This is a genomic window from Bacteroides galacturonicus (assembly GCF_003096855.1).
In the GTDB taxonomy this organism is placed as follows: Bacteria; Bacillota; Clostridia; order Lachnospirales; family Lachnospiraceae; genus Lachnospira; species Lachnospira rogosae.
The window spans coordinates 59780-76474 of sequence record NZ_QEOA01000002.1 but is presented as its reverse complement, the minus strand read 5'-3'; the positions used below and the strand labels follow the sequence as shown (position 1 = coordinate 76474).

General features: G+C 35.3%; 18 protein-coding genes. 2 read left to right on the top strand and 16 right to left on the bottom strand.

Going from position 1 to position 16695, the window contains the following annotated elements:
• Positions 1-42: 42 nt before the first annotated feature.
• The 12 genes from nusB to C7390_RS00315 form a co-directional block, all read right to left on the bottom strand.
• The gene (gene nusB, locus C7390_RS00370) at positions 43-441 is read right to left on the bottom strand and encodes a transcription antitermination factor NusB (protein WP_022503176.1); all 399 of its coding nucleotides are present in this window, start codon (positions 439-441) and stop codon (positions 43-45) included.
• 71 nt (positions 442-512) lie between these two features.
• Positions 513-899, bottom strand: coding sequence for an Asp23/Gls24 family envelope stress response protein (locus C7390_RS00365; protein WP_116443389.1), 387 nt, complete (start codon positions 897-899; stop codon positions 513-515).
• Positions 900-973: 74 nt separating this feature from the next.
• Positions 974-1558, bottom strand: coding sequence for a SpoIIIAH-like family protein (locus tag C7390_RS00360; RefSeq protein ID WP_022503174.1), 585 nt, complete (start codon positions 1556-1558; stop codon positions 974-976).
• Positions 1559-1573: 15 nt separating this feature from the next.
• Positions 1574-2041, bottom strand: a complete 468-nt coding sequence (locus tag C7390_RS00355) for a hypothetical protein (protein WP_022503173.1) — start codon at positions 2039-2041, stop codon at positions 1574-1576.
• A 134-nt stretch (positions 2042-2175) separates the two neighbouring features.
• Positions 2176-2757, bottom strand: coding sequence for a stage III sporulation protein AF (locus C7390_RS00350; RefSeq protein ID WP_055306630.1), 582 nt, complete (start codon positions 2755-2757; stop codon positions 2176-2178).
• A gap of 11 nt (positions 2758-2768) precedes the next feature.
• Complete coding sequence (locus C7390_RS00345) at positions 2769-3890, bottom strand: stage III sporulation protein AE (RefSeq protein ID WP_318255868.1); 1122 nt, start codon at positions 3888-3890, stop codon at positions 2769-2771.
• A 128-nt stretch (positions 3891-4018) separates the two neighbouring features.
• On the bottom strand, positions 4019-4399 hold the full coding sequence (locus C7390_RS00340; RefSeq protein ID WP_022503170.1) for a stage III sporulation AC/AD family protein: 381 nt from the start codon (positions 4397-4399) through the stop codon (positions 4019-4021).
• 12 nt (positions 4400-4411) lie between these two features.
• Positions 4412-4606, bottom strand: a complete 195-nt coding sequence (gene spoIIIAC, locus C7390_RS00335; RefSeq protein ID WP_022503169.1) for a stage III sporulation protein AC — start codon at positions 4604-4606, stop codon at positions 4412-4414.
• Positions 4607-4635: 29 nt separating this feature from the next.
• A complete protein-coding gene (locus tag C7390_RS00330) occupies positions 4636-5157 on the bottom strand; it encodes a stage III sporulation protein AB (RefSeq protein ID WP_055306632.1) in 522 nt (173 codons plus the stop codon).
• Positions 5127-6023: a stage III sporulation protein AA gene (spoIIIAA, locus tag C7390_RS00325; protein WP_318255867.1), complete on the bottom strand. Its 897-nt coding sequence runs from the start codon at positions 6021-6023 to the stop codon at positions 5127-5129. Before spoIIIAA ends, C7390_RS00330 begins: the two co-directional genes overlap by 31 nt.
• A 172-nt stretch (positions 6024-6195) precedes the next feature.
• Positions 6196-8904, bottom strand: a complete 2709-nt coding sequence (locus C7390_RS00320) for an ABC transporter permease (protein ID WP_116443386.1) — start codon at positions 8902-8904, stop codon at positions 6196-6198.
• Between the two features lie 27 nt (positions 8905-8931).
• Positions 8932-9633, bottom strand: a complete 702-nt coding sequence (locus C7390_RS00315) for an ABC transporter ATP-binding protein (protein WP_022503165.1) — start codon at positions 9631-9633, stop codon at positions 8932-8934.
• A gap of 119 nt (positions 9634-9752) precedes the next feature.
• Here C7390_RS00315 and C7390_RS00310 point away from each other — a divergent pair, with 119 nt between their 5' ends.
• Complete coding sequence (locus tag C7390_RS00310) at positions 9753-11072, top strand: D-alanyl-D-alanine carboxypeptidase family protein (protein WP_116443385.1); 1320 nt, start codon at positions 9753-9755, stop codon at positions 11070-11072.
• 124 nt (positions 11073-11196) lie between these two features.
• Positions 11197-12066: a polysaccharide deacetylase family protein gene (locus C7390_RS00305; protein WP_055174874.1), complete on the top strand. Its 870-nt coding sequence runs from the start codon at positions 11197-11199 to the stop codon at positions 12064-12066.
• 144 nt (positions 12067-12210) lie between these two features.
• Here C7390_RS00305 and C7390_RS00300 read toward each other — a convergent pair whose 3' ends face one another.
• The 4 genes from C7390_RS00300 to kduI all read right to left on the bottom strand — a co-directional run bounded on the left by C7390_RS00300 (position 12211) and on the right by kduI (position 16654).
• The gene (locus C7390_RS00300; protein ID WP_022503162.1) at positions 12211-13521 is read right to left on the bottom strand and encodes an ABC transporter permease; all 1311 of its coding nucleotides are present in this window, start codon (positions 13519-13521) and stop codon (positions 12211-12213) included.
• Positions 13521-14567, bottom strand: coding sequence for an ABC transporter ATP-binding protein (locus tag C7390_RS00295; protein WP_116443384.1), 1047 nt, complete (start codon positions 14565-14567; stop codon positions 13521-13523). Before C7390_RS00295 ends, C7390_RS00300 begins: the two co-directional genes overlap by 1 nt.
• Before the next feature lie 224 nt (positions 14568-14791).
• On the bottom strand, positions 14792-15589 hold the full coding sequence (locus tag C7390_RS00290) for a gluconate 5-dehydrogenase (RefSeq protein WP_055174880.1): 798 nt from the start codon (positions 15587-15589) through the stop codon (positions 14792-14794).
• A 222-nt stretch (positions 15590-15811) separates the two neighbouring features.
• Positions 15812-16654 (bottom strand): 5-dehydro-4-deoxy-D-glucuronate isomerase, encoded by an 843-nt coding sequence (gene kduI, locus C7390_RS00285; protein ID WP_116443383.1) that lies wholly within the window; start codon positions 16652-16654, stop codon positions 15812-15814.
• Positions 16655-16695: the final 41 nt, after the last annotated feature.

The window sequence follows — 16695 nt, the reverse complement described above, 5'->3', positions numbered from 1 at the left end:
TCTTAATCTCTTTATTATGCTCTTTAATTCAGCAAAAGGTTATTATACAAGCTTTGCAAGAACACCATTGACAAATGATGCTGCATTATCATCAGAGCCATAACTTTTAGCTAACTCTACAGCCTCATTAATAGCTACATTAACAGGAATATCATCATCATAAAGCATCTCATAGACTGCAAGCCGCATAATAGCAAGCTCTGCCTTACCAATACGGTCAACCGGCCAGCCTTCTGATACCGAATTAATCTTCTCGTCAAGCTCATCGCTTAATTCACATACAAGAAGTGCCTTATTCTTAATATATTCGTAATCTTTCTCATTGACATCTGTCAAATCATCAAAATAGTAGTCAATCTGTTCTCTTAATTCATTCTTATCGTGGAAAGGAACACGGAATATAAGCTTAAAAACGTGTTCTCTCATTTCTGATCTTGTCATAGGAATCCTCTCATCAATTAATTACTCAAACAGGACTGCCCATTAAGGACAGTCCCAAAAGCTTACTGTACTTAGTTGTCAATATTAACGCCAGCAATCTTAATATTAACTTCTGATACTTCAAGACCTGTCATTGTCTCGATTGCTGTCTTAACTCTGTCCTGTACTGTGGCTGATACCTTAGGTATCTCACAGCCATATTTAATATTAAGTGCAAGATTGACTGTCACATCATTCTCACCAACGTGAACCTTAACACCCTTAGATAAATTCTTCATTCCAAGCTTGCTTACAAGTTCATTAGTGATGTTGCCAGCCATACTCTCAACGCCTTCCACCTCTGTAGCAGCAAGACCTGCAATAATAGCAACAACCTCATCTGCAACTCTTACTTCGCCAATATCCTTGCTTTCGTGAATTGTATAAGTATTACCTCTATCTTCAAACTCTTTTGTCATAATGCCCTCCTGACTGTTATTAACGTAATCTTTAATCTATTATAATAAAAAATATAAATAAATGCAATGATAAGTTACTTAATAACGTTAATGGTAATTTTATCCGATGTAACCCCTGTCTTTCTCTTTGCTATATCTTCAATCTGAGCTTTCTGGCTGTTTTCTAATGTCTGCTGGTTAATTACAATATCAACGCTGTCTTCTGCCACTGAAGCCACCACATCATTAAATCCCTTTGCCTCTAATAACAACTCAATAGCTGCCTCTTTTTCTGAATATTCTGCAATTTTGGCAAGTTCATTTATCGCCTCTGTCTTTGAAGCCTTATCGATTGCTGTATCATTGACTATATTAGTAAGATTTTCTGTATTCTTGGCACGTATCTGTTCTCTGTTAAGCTTAGCTTCAGAGATTACACTTGAAGACACGCCCTGTCCTGATGTAAGTATAACACTCCCCGGTTCTTCAAGACTCTCATCATCTGGTTCTTCCTCTGTAAATATTGTATCATCTGTTGATGTATTGACAACTTTACTGCCGCTCTTACTGCTGACAGATATTATATCTGAAATGTTTCCTGCATAATTAATATATCCCGCAACAGCTATCATAATAGCAAGTGCTGTAATAATAACCTGATTTTTCTTAACTCTTTTCACAAAAAACCTCCATATTTAAGACATTTTCATTACTTTGATTTTATGTACAGGAACATTTAAAAGCCCATATACAGCATTCGTAATCTCACTTACAAGCTCTTTATTATCACCACCCTCACATACTATTATCACACCTTCAATAACAGGCATATTCTCCATTACTACATATGGCGTATTACCATTAGCTGTATCATAAAAAATGTGTGTCTCTGTTTTTTGCGTACTATTGGAATTCTCATCATTATTCCCATTAACTTCTTCATCAGAATAATCTGTATCCTTGGCAAGTATCTTTTCAGACGAATTCTTAAGACTGACCATAACTTTAACCTTTCCTGCCCCCTCAACATCAGATAAGGTATCTTCTAATCTTTTCTCTACATATTCCTCATACATTTTCTGTGTGGCCTCACCGCTTTCCTGATTAGATGTTGTGTTTTCTGATACAGTCTGTCTGTCTTTTACAGGAATTGATATAACCATAAGCAGTATGCCTGCTAGTATTACTATTAATATTTTATCTTTGCCTAATTTATTCAATATATTTTCATAATTAAATATAATAATTCTCCTTTCCGTCCTGAACATCGGAATACGAAATATTCTCTGTACCTGGCTTAATGTATATTGATAAGTATTTCATCTATACTAAAATTATCCGCTACCATTTTAGCGAATTGCTCTATGTCCGATTTATTCAAAGCCGTTTTAGCATTCTGTGTGCTTTCCAAACTTGAAACACTTTTTTTGTTTTTTACTGATATATCAATCCCTGTAATTACAGATGAATAATCGGTGTCTGATTTATTCAATATGCTCTTATCGTTTAATTCAACCTTTACATTATTAACTTCAACTTTGCACTCCTCTGCTATATTTAACACCCTGCTTATAACTGTCTGTTTTACTGCATTGCTCACATAGCTGTAATAGTCTGATTGAAGGCTGCTATCACCAGTATACGAACTTGAATAGCCTGCAATGTTTTTACTATAATCATTATACAATGTATTTACCCTGTCAGTTATATATTCCTCATTAAATAAAAGCAGAAGTACAGGCTTTAATAAAATCATAAGGAATATAAGCCTCATTACCACCTTATAGCTGCCCTCATACCTGGGTGGAATAATATTCGTTAATACAGCCGACATAACCATAAATATGAGCAATGCCCTAAGCCACGAATACAGTTTCATTGTGCCTCCTTTCATACTGATACACAGTTAGTTGCAACACATATAATTGCTATTGTTAATATAAACAGGACAAGTGTAATCATCATAATATATACAATCATTCCAAGTGCCTGCCCAAGCGAACTGACTGCCCTTACCATTCTCTTATCACTTATTGGCTGTAGTCCTGCAGCAATCCCCTGATATATAACCGCAAGAAGACCAATCCGCAGCAACGGAAAGAACATACACATAACAATAGCAATAATTCCCGACACACCGATTGCATTTTTTATTAATGCAGAAGATGAAAGTATCGTATTGGATAACACCTGTGCTGTGTCACCTATACCAGGTATAAGGCTTATCCCCATAAATATACCTTTAGAATTAACCGTGTCCTGAACAGGTGTTAATATGCTCTTAATTGCATTAAGTCCAATAAACACTGTAAGTATCGTATAGCAGCACCATTTCACCCCTTTTTTAATAAGGTTACACGCCTTATCCATATGTGCTTCTTTGTCTATACAGTCACATAACGAAATTATGAGATATATTTTATTTGTTTTTAATAATATATTTTTAAAAAATATATTGCTGACCGCAATCATAGCAATTATTATCTGGTAATACACAGCTTTACTCATTATTGCACCAGAAGCACTTATTGCCGGCAGGAACACCATACTGATTGCTTTATAAAGATTAATAATCGATGTAAGAGTGCTGCTGGCTGTATCCGAAGCCTGTATGAACACAATAAACAATACCGTTATAAGAGATATTGCTATAACACTTAATGTGCTTTCGGTAAGCTGCTGTTTATTAAAAAATGGGCCAAATACATTTATAAATGCAGATAATATACATAAAATAAGTATCTTCATACAATCATTACGGTTACTGCTTATAACCTCTGTTATATACTGTACAATCTTCTTACCCGAATCCCTCGTTGAATTACCCGAATATATGCTGTCTACTATATCCTCAAAGGTAACCGAATTGTAACTGCTTTCTTTTAATATCTTATCAATATCCTTATAATCATAATCAGACCAGCCAGATGTATCCGTGACAGTTTCCTGTCCGTTAGTTTCCGCTTTAATCACATTGGCATTATTGTATACAAGCATTAATATTACTGACATTAGTAATACGCTTTTTAATAGCGGTAGTATATAATTAAGTTTCATAAATATATATTTCCGCCCAGTAAATATGCTTCTTAATAATGACAACATATATTGGGGGCAGTTATTGTGCATTAATATATATCTTATTTTATACATTTATTAATCATCTCCATAAGCGACAGTACAATTGGAATACTTATTGTTGCAACAGCAATCTTACACATAATCTCAAGCTGTGATGCCGCCGCGTTAAACCCATTATCCCTACACACATCAGATATAAGCTGCGTTATAAAGGTTATTCCTATAATCTTCATTATTATCTTTATATACACATCACCAATTCCTGTTAAAGAAATCATTACTCCAAGCTGTCCTGTTATGGCTGATATGTTATTTATTATATTAATTGAAATAATAAGGCATAACGAAAGTCCTATAACAGAAGCTGTTACCGGTGACTGTTTTTTTATAAGCAGTGATGTTATAACCGTGCATAATGCAAGCATAGATATTTTCAGCAATTGTTACTCCTTTTACATATCAAACAATTTCTGCATAGTTGTAAACAGTTCTAATATGTATGGAAGTATCCAATAAAGCACAAGCAGAAGTCCTGCAAGCCCTGTTAAGAAAGCCTGGTCATCTCTTCCACTATGCTTTAATATCTGATTAAGTATAGAGATTATTATTCCAACGGCAGCTATTTTAAATATCAAATTAATTTCCATACACATCCCCATTCTTTATTATGCTGTGTTCATATCAGCATTATTGCTATAAACACTCCTGCTGTTATTCCACCAATCCTGCAGATTTTCATTCTCGGTGCAATATCCATTGCCACATTTTCATTTATTCTTTTGAGCCTTTCAATTGATAATTCCAGATTTTGAACCTGCATATTTTTATCAATATACGAATTAAAATGCGACAATTCATACATTACATTAAGTTCGTCTTTTTTTAATATTTTTCTCCTGTTAAGTACATTTACAGCTACCTCCCACACAGCTTCATATGTAACAATGCCCTCATCACTTAATGTCTTCGCTGCATAACTGAACATTTCCTGAACATAGCAGTTATCAGAATTAACAGATAAATCCCTGAATATGTCAGGGAGCGTGCTTGAAGCATAACCTATCTGTGCCTTAATATAATGAAGGGCTGTTATTAGCGATTGTATAATCCGTGTTCTCATATATAGGTTACTGCTTAAATAAAAGCCATAATATGTACATGCAGTTATTATGAGTGCTGCTCCCGATAATTTAAACATTGCTCCACCGTCCCCTTTCCCATTCTTCCTGACAATATTATTATCTTGTTAAAGTAATCAGAACTTATAAGCTCACCCATAAAAGGCTTGTTCATTACATTTTCAAGCGAATAACCGTGAATTGTAGCAATAATCGTACAGCCACAGGCTATGCAGTATTTAATTGCCTGCACATCATTCTGCCCACCTATCTCATCTACAGCTATTATACCCGGCGACATAGCCCTGATTGCCATCATCATTCCTGCATCTTTTGGACAGCCATCATATACATCTGTACGTCTGCCTATATTATTCTGCGGGATTCCCATATAGCAGCCTGCTATCTCCTGTCTTTCATCTATAAGACTTACATTAATATGAAGCCTGTCATTATCAGATATATTTCTTACAAGATCCCTTAAAAGCGTTGTCTTGCCACAACCCGGCGGTGAAATAATAAGCGTATGGTCAATACCTCCTCCATATACGAAATCAACAACCTTATTACTACACCCTATAACCTCATGTGCCACCCTTATACAAAGAAAGGTTATGTAATTAAAATTCTTAATGACATTATTCTCTATAATCGCATGTCCTGATATCCCAATCCTATGCCCTCCCTCTATTGTAATAAACCCCTGTTTGAAACTTTGCTCATACGCATAGATAGAGTAATTGGAAGCTAATTCCAGCATTTTCATTATGCAGTCCTTGGTAACCTTAATATCATACATTATCTCTTTATTGTCATATATTAAAGTTACATTTCTGCCAACTCTTAATCTTAGCTCGTTGAGCCTGCCAAATGACAACGTATGCAGTCTAAGCTTGTCAGCCAGAGCTGGCGGCAGAATTTTTATAATTTGTCCAATATCCCCCATACAAAAATAACCTCCACATATATCGTTTTTCACAATATATGTGGAGGCTCTTATTAATATTACCATTATTTGTGCAGGCTTGTCAGCTTATCTATTCTTTAATTCCTGCACTAAATTATTCATCAAATCATTAATTAAATTCTCAATTAAATCCTTTATCAGCAATCACGAATTATTCTATTGACTTTAAAGATTCCACCATTGGAATTTTCTTAAGTGACGGATACATAATTGCATTAATAATCAATGAAAAAATTAATGTAATTCCATATGATAACAGGAATGAACTTAAATTAATTCTTGTTCCAAACATTACTCCGTCTAATTCTATTGTTGTCATTATGTATGTATGAAGTGCTCTTCCTAATAAAAGTCCTGCAAGACCGCCTATAAGTGTAAGTATGATATTCTCCCTGTATATATACTCTCCAACTTCATTATCATAAAAGCCAAGAACTTTTATTGTCGCAATCTCCCTTATTCGCTCAGATATATTAACATTAGTAAGATTATACAATACAACAAACGCCAGCATACCTGCAGATATTATAAGCACCCATGTAACAAGATCCAGGGACTGTATCATATTCTCAAATCTTGACATATTAACCTTTAAGAATGTAAGCGACTTAACTGCTGAATTAGACAAATATCGTTCTCCGATAACTGCCTGAACATTATCGCTGTCATCACTAAGTATACCTAATACTCTGTTATTATCTGGTGTATAGCCAAATGTGTCATTGAAATAACCTGATGTCATAAAAATATAATTATTAATATATATTTCCATAATTCCAGTCACCTTAACTGCCGCCTGCCTATCATTAATATCACATATAGTAATATTATCACCAACAGAAACCTTCAGATCCTTTGCAAGCTTTTCAGATATAATAACACCGTCATCATTAAGCTCTAACTGGTTATGCTTCTTTCTTGTCCTGAATGTAACAAAATCACTATACTTATCTGTATCATCCACAACAGTTATCTCAGTTGAATAACTGTCACCACCACCTAATGCTTTCACATCAGCAGTATATCCATAATCTGTAGTGTATTCTTTATAATATTCATCTTTATTTATAGATGATATTATATTGTTAATTTCTTCACTTTCAACATCACTCTTAAATGTAATTACATTATCATAATGCAGTATCTGTTCATACTGGTTATCAATAACACACTGTATACTGTCCTTAATTCCAAAACCTGCCGTTGTCAACGCTGTACATCCTGCGATTCCGATTACTGTCATAAAAAATCTTTTCTTATACAGGAATATATTACGCATAGTAACCTTCCTTGTAAATGAAAGATGCTTCCATATAAATGTATGCTCTAACAATATCTTTCTTCCACTCTTAGGAGCTTTAGGTCTCATAAGTATAGCCGGCACTTCTGAAAGATCATTGTAACACGAATAGAATGCCGCAAGAAATGTTACCGCTACAAGACAGATAATAACTGCCACAGATAATAATGTATGGCTTGCATAAGTTATATGCGGCATCTGGTATATTATGTTCCACGAATTATATATTATATACGGAAACAGCTTTAAACCAACAATACAGCCTATTACACTTCCAGCAAAGGAAGCTATAAAGGCATAGGCAACGAACTTGAATACTATAGTACCTTTTCCATAACCTAAAGCCTTGTATGTTCCGATTAAACTTCTCTGTTCTTCTACCATTCTTGTCATTGTTGTAAGACACACAAGACCTGCAACAATTATAAAGAACAATGGGAATACTGTAGCTATAGCTTTCATTCTGTCAGCACTCGACTCATAATCCCTATACGAATATTGCGACTGTCTTGTAAGCACATACCATTCCCAGTCGTCAGAGTTATTCAAAGTTTCATTCATCTGCTCATCATACTTTGCATATACCGCATCAAAGTCAAACTCTTGAACTGCTTTAATATACGCTGGTTCAATATAAGGTGCTATCATTGAAGACACATCATATCCCGGATAATATTCCTGATACTGCTTCGTAATAGACTCTGTTACCTTCTGTCTTATTGTATCAAGCAGTTCCTGTTTCTTATCTTCCTTGGCTTTGGCAAATTCTTCTTTTATATCCTTCTTTCTGTTATCAAGCTGTCCTGCTGCTATATTCTTAATTCTGTTCTGTACATTTTCAACCTTTTTATCATATTCATCAGAATATGTATCAAGCTCTTTTGCTCCGTCTACTACAGCGTAAGCTTCTGTATAATAATCATTCTTAAATTCATCATCTCCAACATATACACAATAGCTGATATTGCCGTTACCAATATCAGACGAACCTAAATCATAAGAAACGAAGCAAGGCGAATATACTACTCCAACAACTGTATATTCAGTATCCTTAAATGTATCGTTAATATCATCAGAAGTTCCAGACTTAAATTTTAATACATCGCCCACTTTGACAGCTTCCCTTGTAGACTCGTACTTCACAACACATTCTTTATCATTCTGTGGCAGTCTTCCCTCTTTAATGCGAAGTCTGTTAATATAGCTGTCATCATTATCATCTGCATTAAGAGGAATACTTAAAACATGCGCAACTGACTCTTTATCATCATAATTGATGAGCACATCTTTGCTGTTGGCACCATATACTGCCTTTACTCCCTGCGCTTTTGCAATTACCTGCAAATCATCATCTGTAAGCCCTATAGATGATATTATTCTTATATCATTCATATTATATTCATCATAATAGTTATCTGACGAACGCTTCATATCGCCCGAAGATGCTGTGACTCCGGCAAAAAATGCAGCTCCTATGGCTGTGATTGCCATTATTGAAATAAATCTTCCAAGCGAACCTTTTATCTCTCTTATTAAATCTTTAAATACCGACTTTCCCATTATGTTAATTCCGCCTTTCCATATTAACTACCATTCTATCTGCTCTATTGGAAGCGGATTTTCATTGACAGTCACACTGTCAACTACTCCATTTTTCACTTTGATAACCTTATCGCCCATAGCTGTCAGTGCAAGATTATGTGTTATAACTACAACTGTAACACCTCTTTCACGGCATGTATCCTGCAACAGCTTTAATATCTGCTTGCCTGTATTATAATCAAGTGCTCCCGTAGGTTCATCGCATAACAGAAGCTTTGGATTTTTGGCCAACGCTCTTGCTATTGCAACTCTCTGCTGTTCACCACCTGATAACTGTGCCGGAAAGTTAGAACTTCTTTCCTTAAGTCCCACTGCTTCTATAACCTCATCAACATCAAGCGGATTCTTACATATCTGTGTTGCAAGCTCAACATTTTCCCTTACAGTAAGATTTTGTACAAGATTATAGAACTGGAATACAAATCCTATATCATATCTTCTGTATGTTGTAAGCCTCTTAGCTGTGAACTTTGACACATTCTCTTTATCTACAATAATCTTTCCTGTCGTAGCTGTATCCATACCGCCCATAAGATTAAGTATTGTACTCTTACCTGCACCACTCGCACCTGCTATAACTGCAAACTCTCCCTTATCTATCGTAAAGCTTGCACCGTTAAGTGCTTTTATCTTTACATCACCCATTTTATAAATCTTCTTTACATCATCAAATTCTATGTAGCTCATACGCACCTCTGTAAATTAATATGATTATTTATGTAGTAAATATATAATAACTCATTTTAGGTATAATAGCAAAACAAAAGTGTATAATTTATTAATTATAATAACCGGGTTTCTTATTTATGCTATCAGCAGTTACTTATTTTTTTCAAAAGCTTATACAGCCATTAAAATTCATAATTTTAATATGTCTGATTATTTCAATCGTCTTAACTCCATTTAATCGTGTAAATGCTAAAGAAAACGACTCATCTCTGAAAGATAATGAAATACACGCCAGATTTGCAGCAGTAATAGATGCCGATACTAACAGGCTTCTATATGGTAAAAATGCTGACACCAAAGCACCTATGGCAAGCACCACCAAGATTATGACATTAATAACCGCCCTTGAGATATGTCCTGATGATTATATTGCCACCACTTCTGCATATGCGGCTTCTATGCCAGATGTACAACTTAATGCTGTAAAAGGCGAACAGTTTTCAATAAAAGACCTGTACTATTCCCTTATGCTTCGTTCCCATAATGATACCGCCGTTATAATTGCAGAAAATACCGCCTACTATTATATCTGTTCTTTAACCGATAAAGAACGCAACGAACTTACCTTTGACATTTCTTTTATAAATGACTACTCTTATAACTCACATTTTATTGAGAATATATCCAAAGAACAAAGCAAAGCACTTGTGCTGGTATTTACTAATTTAATGAATAGAAAAGCCACCAGTCTTGGCTGTAATAGCACGCATTATATAACGCCTAATGGTCTTGATGCTTCTGATGATGCAGGCATTCACTCGACAACAGCCTATGAATTGGCAGTTGTTATGTCCTACTGCATTAAAAACGAACATTTCCTTTCTATAACACAGACACACGATTACAGTTTTACAAGTCTTTCCGGCAGAAAATATTCTGTAAGCAATGCCAATGCTTTTCTTAATATGTATGATAACATTATATCCGGCAAGACGGGCTTTACTGGCGATGCCGGCTACTGCTATGTATGTGCCTATAGGGATAACGACAGGACATTTATCGTTGCCCTGCTTGCCTGTGGCTGGCCTGACAACAAGACTTATAAATGGTCTGATGCAAAACGTCTTCTTGACTACACCAGAGCCAGCTATACAAATCAGGACATACTTATCTGCCCTAAAGTCTTTAATATAAAGATTAAAAATGGCTCTAAAAGTTCCATTGATATACTATTTGATAAAAAACTGTCTGCCTGCATAAGCGATAATGATAATGTAGAAGTCGTGTACAACATTCCATCAAGCATTACTGCACCGGTTAATAACGAGTGTATTATTGGAAATGTATGTGTTAACATTAATGATAAGGAAATTCAAAGATACAATATATATTGTAATGAAAACATAAAAAAAGTTTCATTTATTAGTAAAATAACACAAAAAGTCAAGAAATTATAATTTATTATTGTATTTTTTGTGTATTTGATTAACAAAATAATGACACACTAATGTTAATATAGTATAATTATAAAATATGAGATTGTATACATTATGTTAATATATACAAGAATGGAGGATTATTATGAACAGAATATACAAATGCTTTCCAGGAGGTAAATTCAAGGTATTAACATTAAGCTACGATGACGGCAAGCTTGAAGATAAAAGACTAGTTGATATATTTAACAAGAACGGCATACGTGCTACCTTCAATGTCAATTCAGGGTTAACAGATATGCCAATCAGACTGCCTGCAAGCGAATGGAATGATTTATATGACAATCATGAAATAGCCCTTCATACATGCACACACCCTACTATGAACAGATGTGGTAGCTATGAGATAGCAAGGGAAATTCTTGAAGATAAGACTAATATTGAGAAAATAATACATAAACCCGTAAGAGGAATGGCTCTTCCTAATGGAGCCGGCAACAAGCTTATTACTTCTATTGCTGCTGACCTTGGCATTAAATATATACGACCAGCCACTGACCAGTACGCTGTTGTCAAATCAGCACTCGAATATGCCAACGATTGTGAAGGTCCTATTCTTCTTGGTGATGAAAATGGCTTTTCTATGCCAACAGATTATATGAACTGGATACCAACCTGCCACCACAATCATAATCTTGTTGAGTTTGGCAAGCGTTTTATGAAGCTTACTAAAAAGCAGTACCTATATATGATGTATGTATGGGGACACAGCTTTGAATTTGAACGTAATAACAATTGGGAAGTTATGGAAGAATTCTGTGAAATGATTGGTCACCGTGATGATATATGGTATGCTACTAATATCGAAATCGTAGATTACAACGAAGCCTTTGACAGGCTTCAGATATTCGCTGATAATGAATATATCTATAACCCAAGTGCCTGTTCTGTCTGGGTTGCTGTTAATAATGTCCGTGTCGTTGAGATACCAGGTGGAGAAACTATAAAGTTATAGTTATATTTACAATATGTTAAGCCATTATATCAATACCTGTATGCAGCCCTGATTATCTCACATATTGTTTTATGTATAATAATACCTCCAGATATGACATGAATATCTGGAGGTATTAATTATTTCTTGTATAAAATAATCAGATTATTTATTCTTCTGCTTGCGAAGGCTCTTTATTGCTGTAGTTATCTTAATTGGATTGCCATATCTAAGCGTTCCCATTCTGTATATTGATGAACCTATCATACCAACACCTATAATGCTTGCTACAAGTATTATAAATGAAACAACAACTTCCCAAACAGCTACATTTCCCATTGCAACACGGGCAAACATCGCACTGTATGAACTGATTGGCAGATATGACAATACCTTCATAGCAATACCATCTATATTCATAAGCTGAAAAAGAGTAATAAAGTATACAATCATAATAACCATCTGTATGCTTCCGGCACTCTTATTAATATCCTCTGTCTTAGAAACAAGTGCACCAAATGCTCCATATATAAATGTATAGAAAAGCACACCGCCAAGTCCGAATAACGCATAGGTAACAAGTACATTTGCAGGAATATCAAGTAACATATCTAACATTCCGCCCCACGCACTCTGATTAAACTTATATGCACCGACAATCGCAAGCATAAGTATTCCAGCCTGACATAACGAAGCTATTGTACCAGCAAGCACCTTTCCAAAAAATAAAATCTTAGTATCAGCACTTGTTACAAGCACCTCTATAGTCCTGTTGGACTTCTCCTGAGTAACTGATGTCGCAACCATAACACCATAGAATATTATTATCATAAATATAATGATAATGAGTGCATAACAATAAAAATAATTATTTCCCATATCCTTGCCAAGAACAACTGTCTGACTGTTAATCTCTGGATTAAATGCCGTTATTATCTGCTCATAATCAAGATTATGGATACTGCAGTACACCATCTGGTTAAGTGCTGTAAGTACCTGATTAAACTGCATATCAATGCTGTCAGTCATACTCTTATTGTATACAATATACTCATAATCTGTAAGACTGTGAACCACAAAGCCTGCCTTGACTTCTTCATCTGACACTTTATCCTTTAATTCACTTTCTGATGACACTTTTTCAACCTTCATATCATCAAAAGCTGCCTGAATTATCTGAATATCTGAAAATGTTCCAGACTCATCATATATAAGAATTACATCTTTATTATTGTCTGCTTTATTATCTTTATCAGAATCACTCTTACCATCAACATTATCTTTATCGCTGTCAGAATCACCAGAATTCTGTTCTGTACTATTAGTAATTCCTGTGATGGCACTTATATCTATAAATCTTGGCACAAACATAATAGCAGCAGCTATAACAGCTATAACAACCGTACTGATTACATACGACTTATTCTTAATATAAGTCATAAGCTCATATTGAAGAACTACACCTAACTTTTTCATCAGCGTACACCTCCCTCAACAGACTTTTTATGTTCACTGATTTCGCCTTGCGGTAACTCATCAACAATATCTCTATTATAACTATTATCGTCATTACTATTATTCTTATAATCTACCACTTTGTCGTCTTCCATATCATCACCTACAAGAGATACAAATATATCATTAAGAGATGGCTTATAAGTTTCAAAATGCTCAATTTCTATACCACACGCAATCATTCTTTTAAGAATATCCGCCCTTGACACGCCATTTATATTCCTTACAATAATCTCCTCTCTTGTTCTTCCAGTCTCTGTTATTATGTCAGACACATTGTCTTTTATAATCTGTGACAACTCATCAAGCCCCATATTAACATCTGATATAACCAGCTGATTCTCGCCATACTGTCTCTTAATGTCTTTAAGATTGCCTGCAAGTGCTATATTTCCCTTATCTATTATCGCTATGTCACGACAGAACTCCTCTACATAACTCATCTGGTGGCTTGAAAATATAACTATTCTTCCTTCGTTTATGACTTCTGTCACAACATCCTGAAGTATCTTTGAATTCACCGGATCAAGCCCGCTAAATGGCTCATCGAGTATAACTATCTCTGGTTCACACGCAAGTGTTGAAGCAAGCTGTACTTTCTGCTGATTACCCTTGGATAATGTCTCTAACTTTCTGTTGGCATACTCATCTATCTCAAGACGCTTTAGCCACTTCTTTGCATTACTGACTGCCTCTTTCTTGGAAAGTCCTCTAAGTCTTGTAAGATATACTATCTGTTCAAGCACTGTCTTCTTGGGATATAACCCTCTCTCTTCTGGCAGATACCCTATAAGATGCTTCTTAGGGTTAAACGGCTCATCGTCAAGATATACCTCACCCTCATCTGCTTTAAAGACATCCATAATAATTCTTATCGTAGTTGTCTTACCTGCTCCATTTCTTCCAAGAAGTCCAAGTGCACTGCCACTTTCAACTTCAAAAGAAATGCCGTGTAGAACCTGATTACCTTCAAAAGACTTTGTCAGGTTTCTTACTTCAAGTTTCATTAAAATGTTCTCCTCTCATATTTGTAAAACTTTTATAGTAATTGTATCATATGAAAGAATATTTTGACAGTCAAATTTTTGTTGAATTTTAAGAATTTTGGGAAATATTCTTTCTATATATTCCTATTGAAGTTCAAAACCAAAAAGAGCCTGAAACAAGCAAACTTGTTTCAGACTCTTCTGTCATTATCTATACACGCACATCGTGCTTGTAATATTATTTATTACTGTGGCTGCTTTCCGATGTAAGCAAGGATACCACCATCAACATAAAGAATATGTCCGTTAACGGCATCTGAAGCTTCTGAAGCAAGGAATACAGCTGGACCAGCTAATTCTTCTGGCTTTAACCATCTGTTAGCAGGTGTCTTAGCACAGATGAACTGATCGAATGGATGTCTAGAACCATCAGCCTGTCTTTCTCTTAATGGAGCTGTCTGAGGTGTCTCGATGTAACCAGGTCCAATACCATTACACTGGATATTGTACTGACCATACTCAGAACAAATATTTCTTGTAAGCATCTTAAGACCACCCTTAGCAGCAGCATAAGCTGATACTGTTTCACGGCCTAACTCTGACATCATAGAGCAGATGTTAATAATCTTACCGTGACCTCTTTCGATCATTGATGGAATAACTGCCTTAGATACGATAAATGGTGCATTAAGGTCAACGTCGATAACCTGTCTGAATTCAGCAGCTGTCATATCGCACATTGGAATTCTCTTAATGATACCAGCATTGTTAACAAGGATATCGATAGGAGCTACATCCTTAGCAATCTGAGCAACCATAGCGTTAACCTGCTCTTCGTTAGTTACGTCACATACATAACCGTGAGCATCGATACCAGCTTCCTTGTAAGCTGCTAATCCCTTATCTACTAATTCCTGCTTAATATCGTTAAATACGATTGTAGCACCTGCCTTAGCCATTCCGCTAGCGATAGCAAAACCGATACCATAAGAAGCACCTGTAACTAAAGCAACTTTTCCTTCAAGTGAAAAATTTACTGACATTTTAAAATCTCCTTTTCTCTTAATATTATATCAATGAACTCCAGAGCTTATGGAATATCACAATATACTCCATACCTCTATGAGAATCATCCATCATAATGGATTATGCCATTAATATTAAACAGCATAATGTGTATGTAACCTATAATAATACAGCTACTCTTTATATATCAATCAATAACAATAAAATAATCTTGTTAAGCAATTATAAAGACATTCTGATTATCTAAGATCCTTCATATCTACATCATCCATATCATCGAAGTCCTGGTTCTCACCAACCATACCCCAGATGAATGTATAAGCGTGAGTAGCTGAAGCTGAGTGAATTGACCAACTTGGTGATATAACAGCTTCTTCATTTCTCATAACAATGTGTCTTGTCTCTGTTGGCACACCCATATAGTGGAATACAACAGCATCTTCCGGAACTTCAAAGTAAAGATATACTTCCATTCTTCTGTCATGTGTATGACATGGCATTGTGTTCCATACGCTTCCTGGTTCAAGGCAAGTCATACCCATCTCTAACTGGCAGCTTTCAACCTGTCCTGGAAGGATATACTTATTGATTGTTCTATGGTTAGCACTCTCAAGACATCCAAGTTCCTTTTTATTCTCAGGTAAAATGTCCTTAGCTGGATCAATAAATACTGTTGGGTATGTCTTATGTGCTGGTGCACTGTTAAGATAGAACTTAGCCGGGTTCTTAGGGTCTTCACTCTTGAATGAGATATCCTTAGCACCCATACCTATGTACATACCGTCTTTATATTTGAAATTATATTCCTTGCCATCTACTGTAACTGTTCCGTTACCGCCGATGTTAATGATACCCATCTCTCTTCTTTCAAGGAAATACTTAGCTCTAAGTTCAGCACCTGCTTCAAGAACAAGTTCCTTATTAACTGGTGTAGCAGCTCCTACTATAATTCTGTCAATCTGGCTGTAGATTGTCTTAATCTCATCAGCTACAAATAAATTCTGAATTAAAAAGTCATGTCTTAATCTGTCTGTGTCATAGTTCTTGACATCAGCAGGATTTGCTCCTGGTCTTACTTCCATTTTTATGTCTCCTTTTCTTGTTCAAATATGATTATGGATAA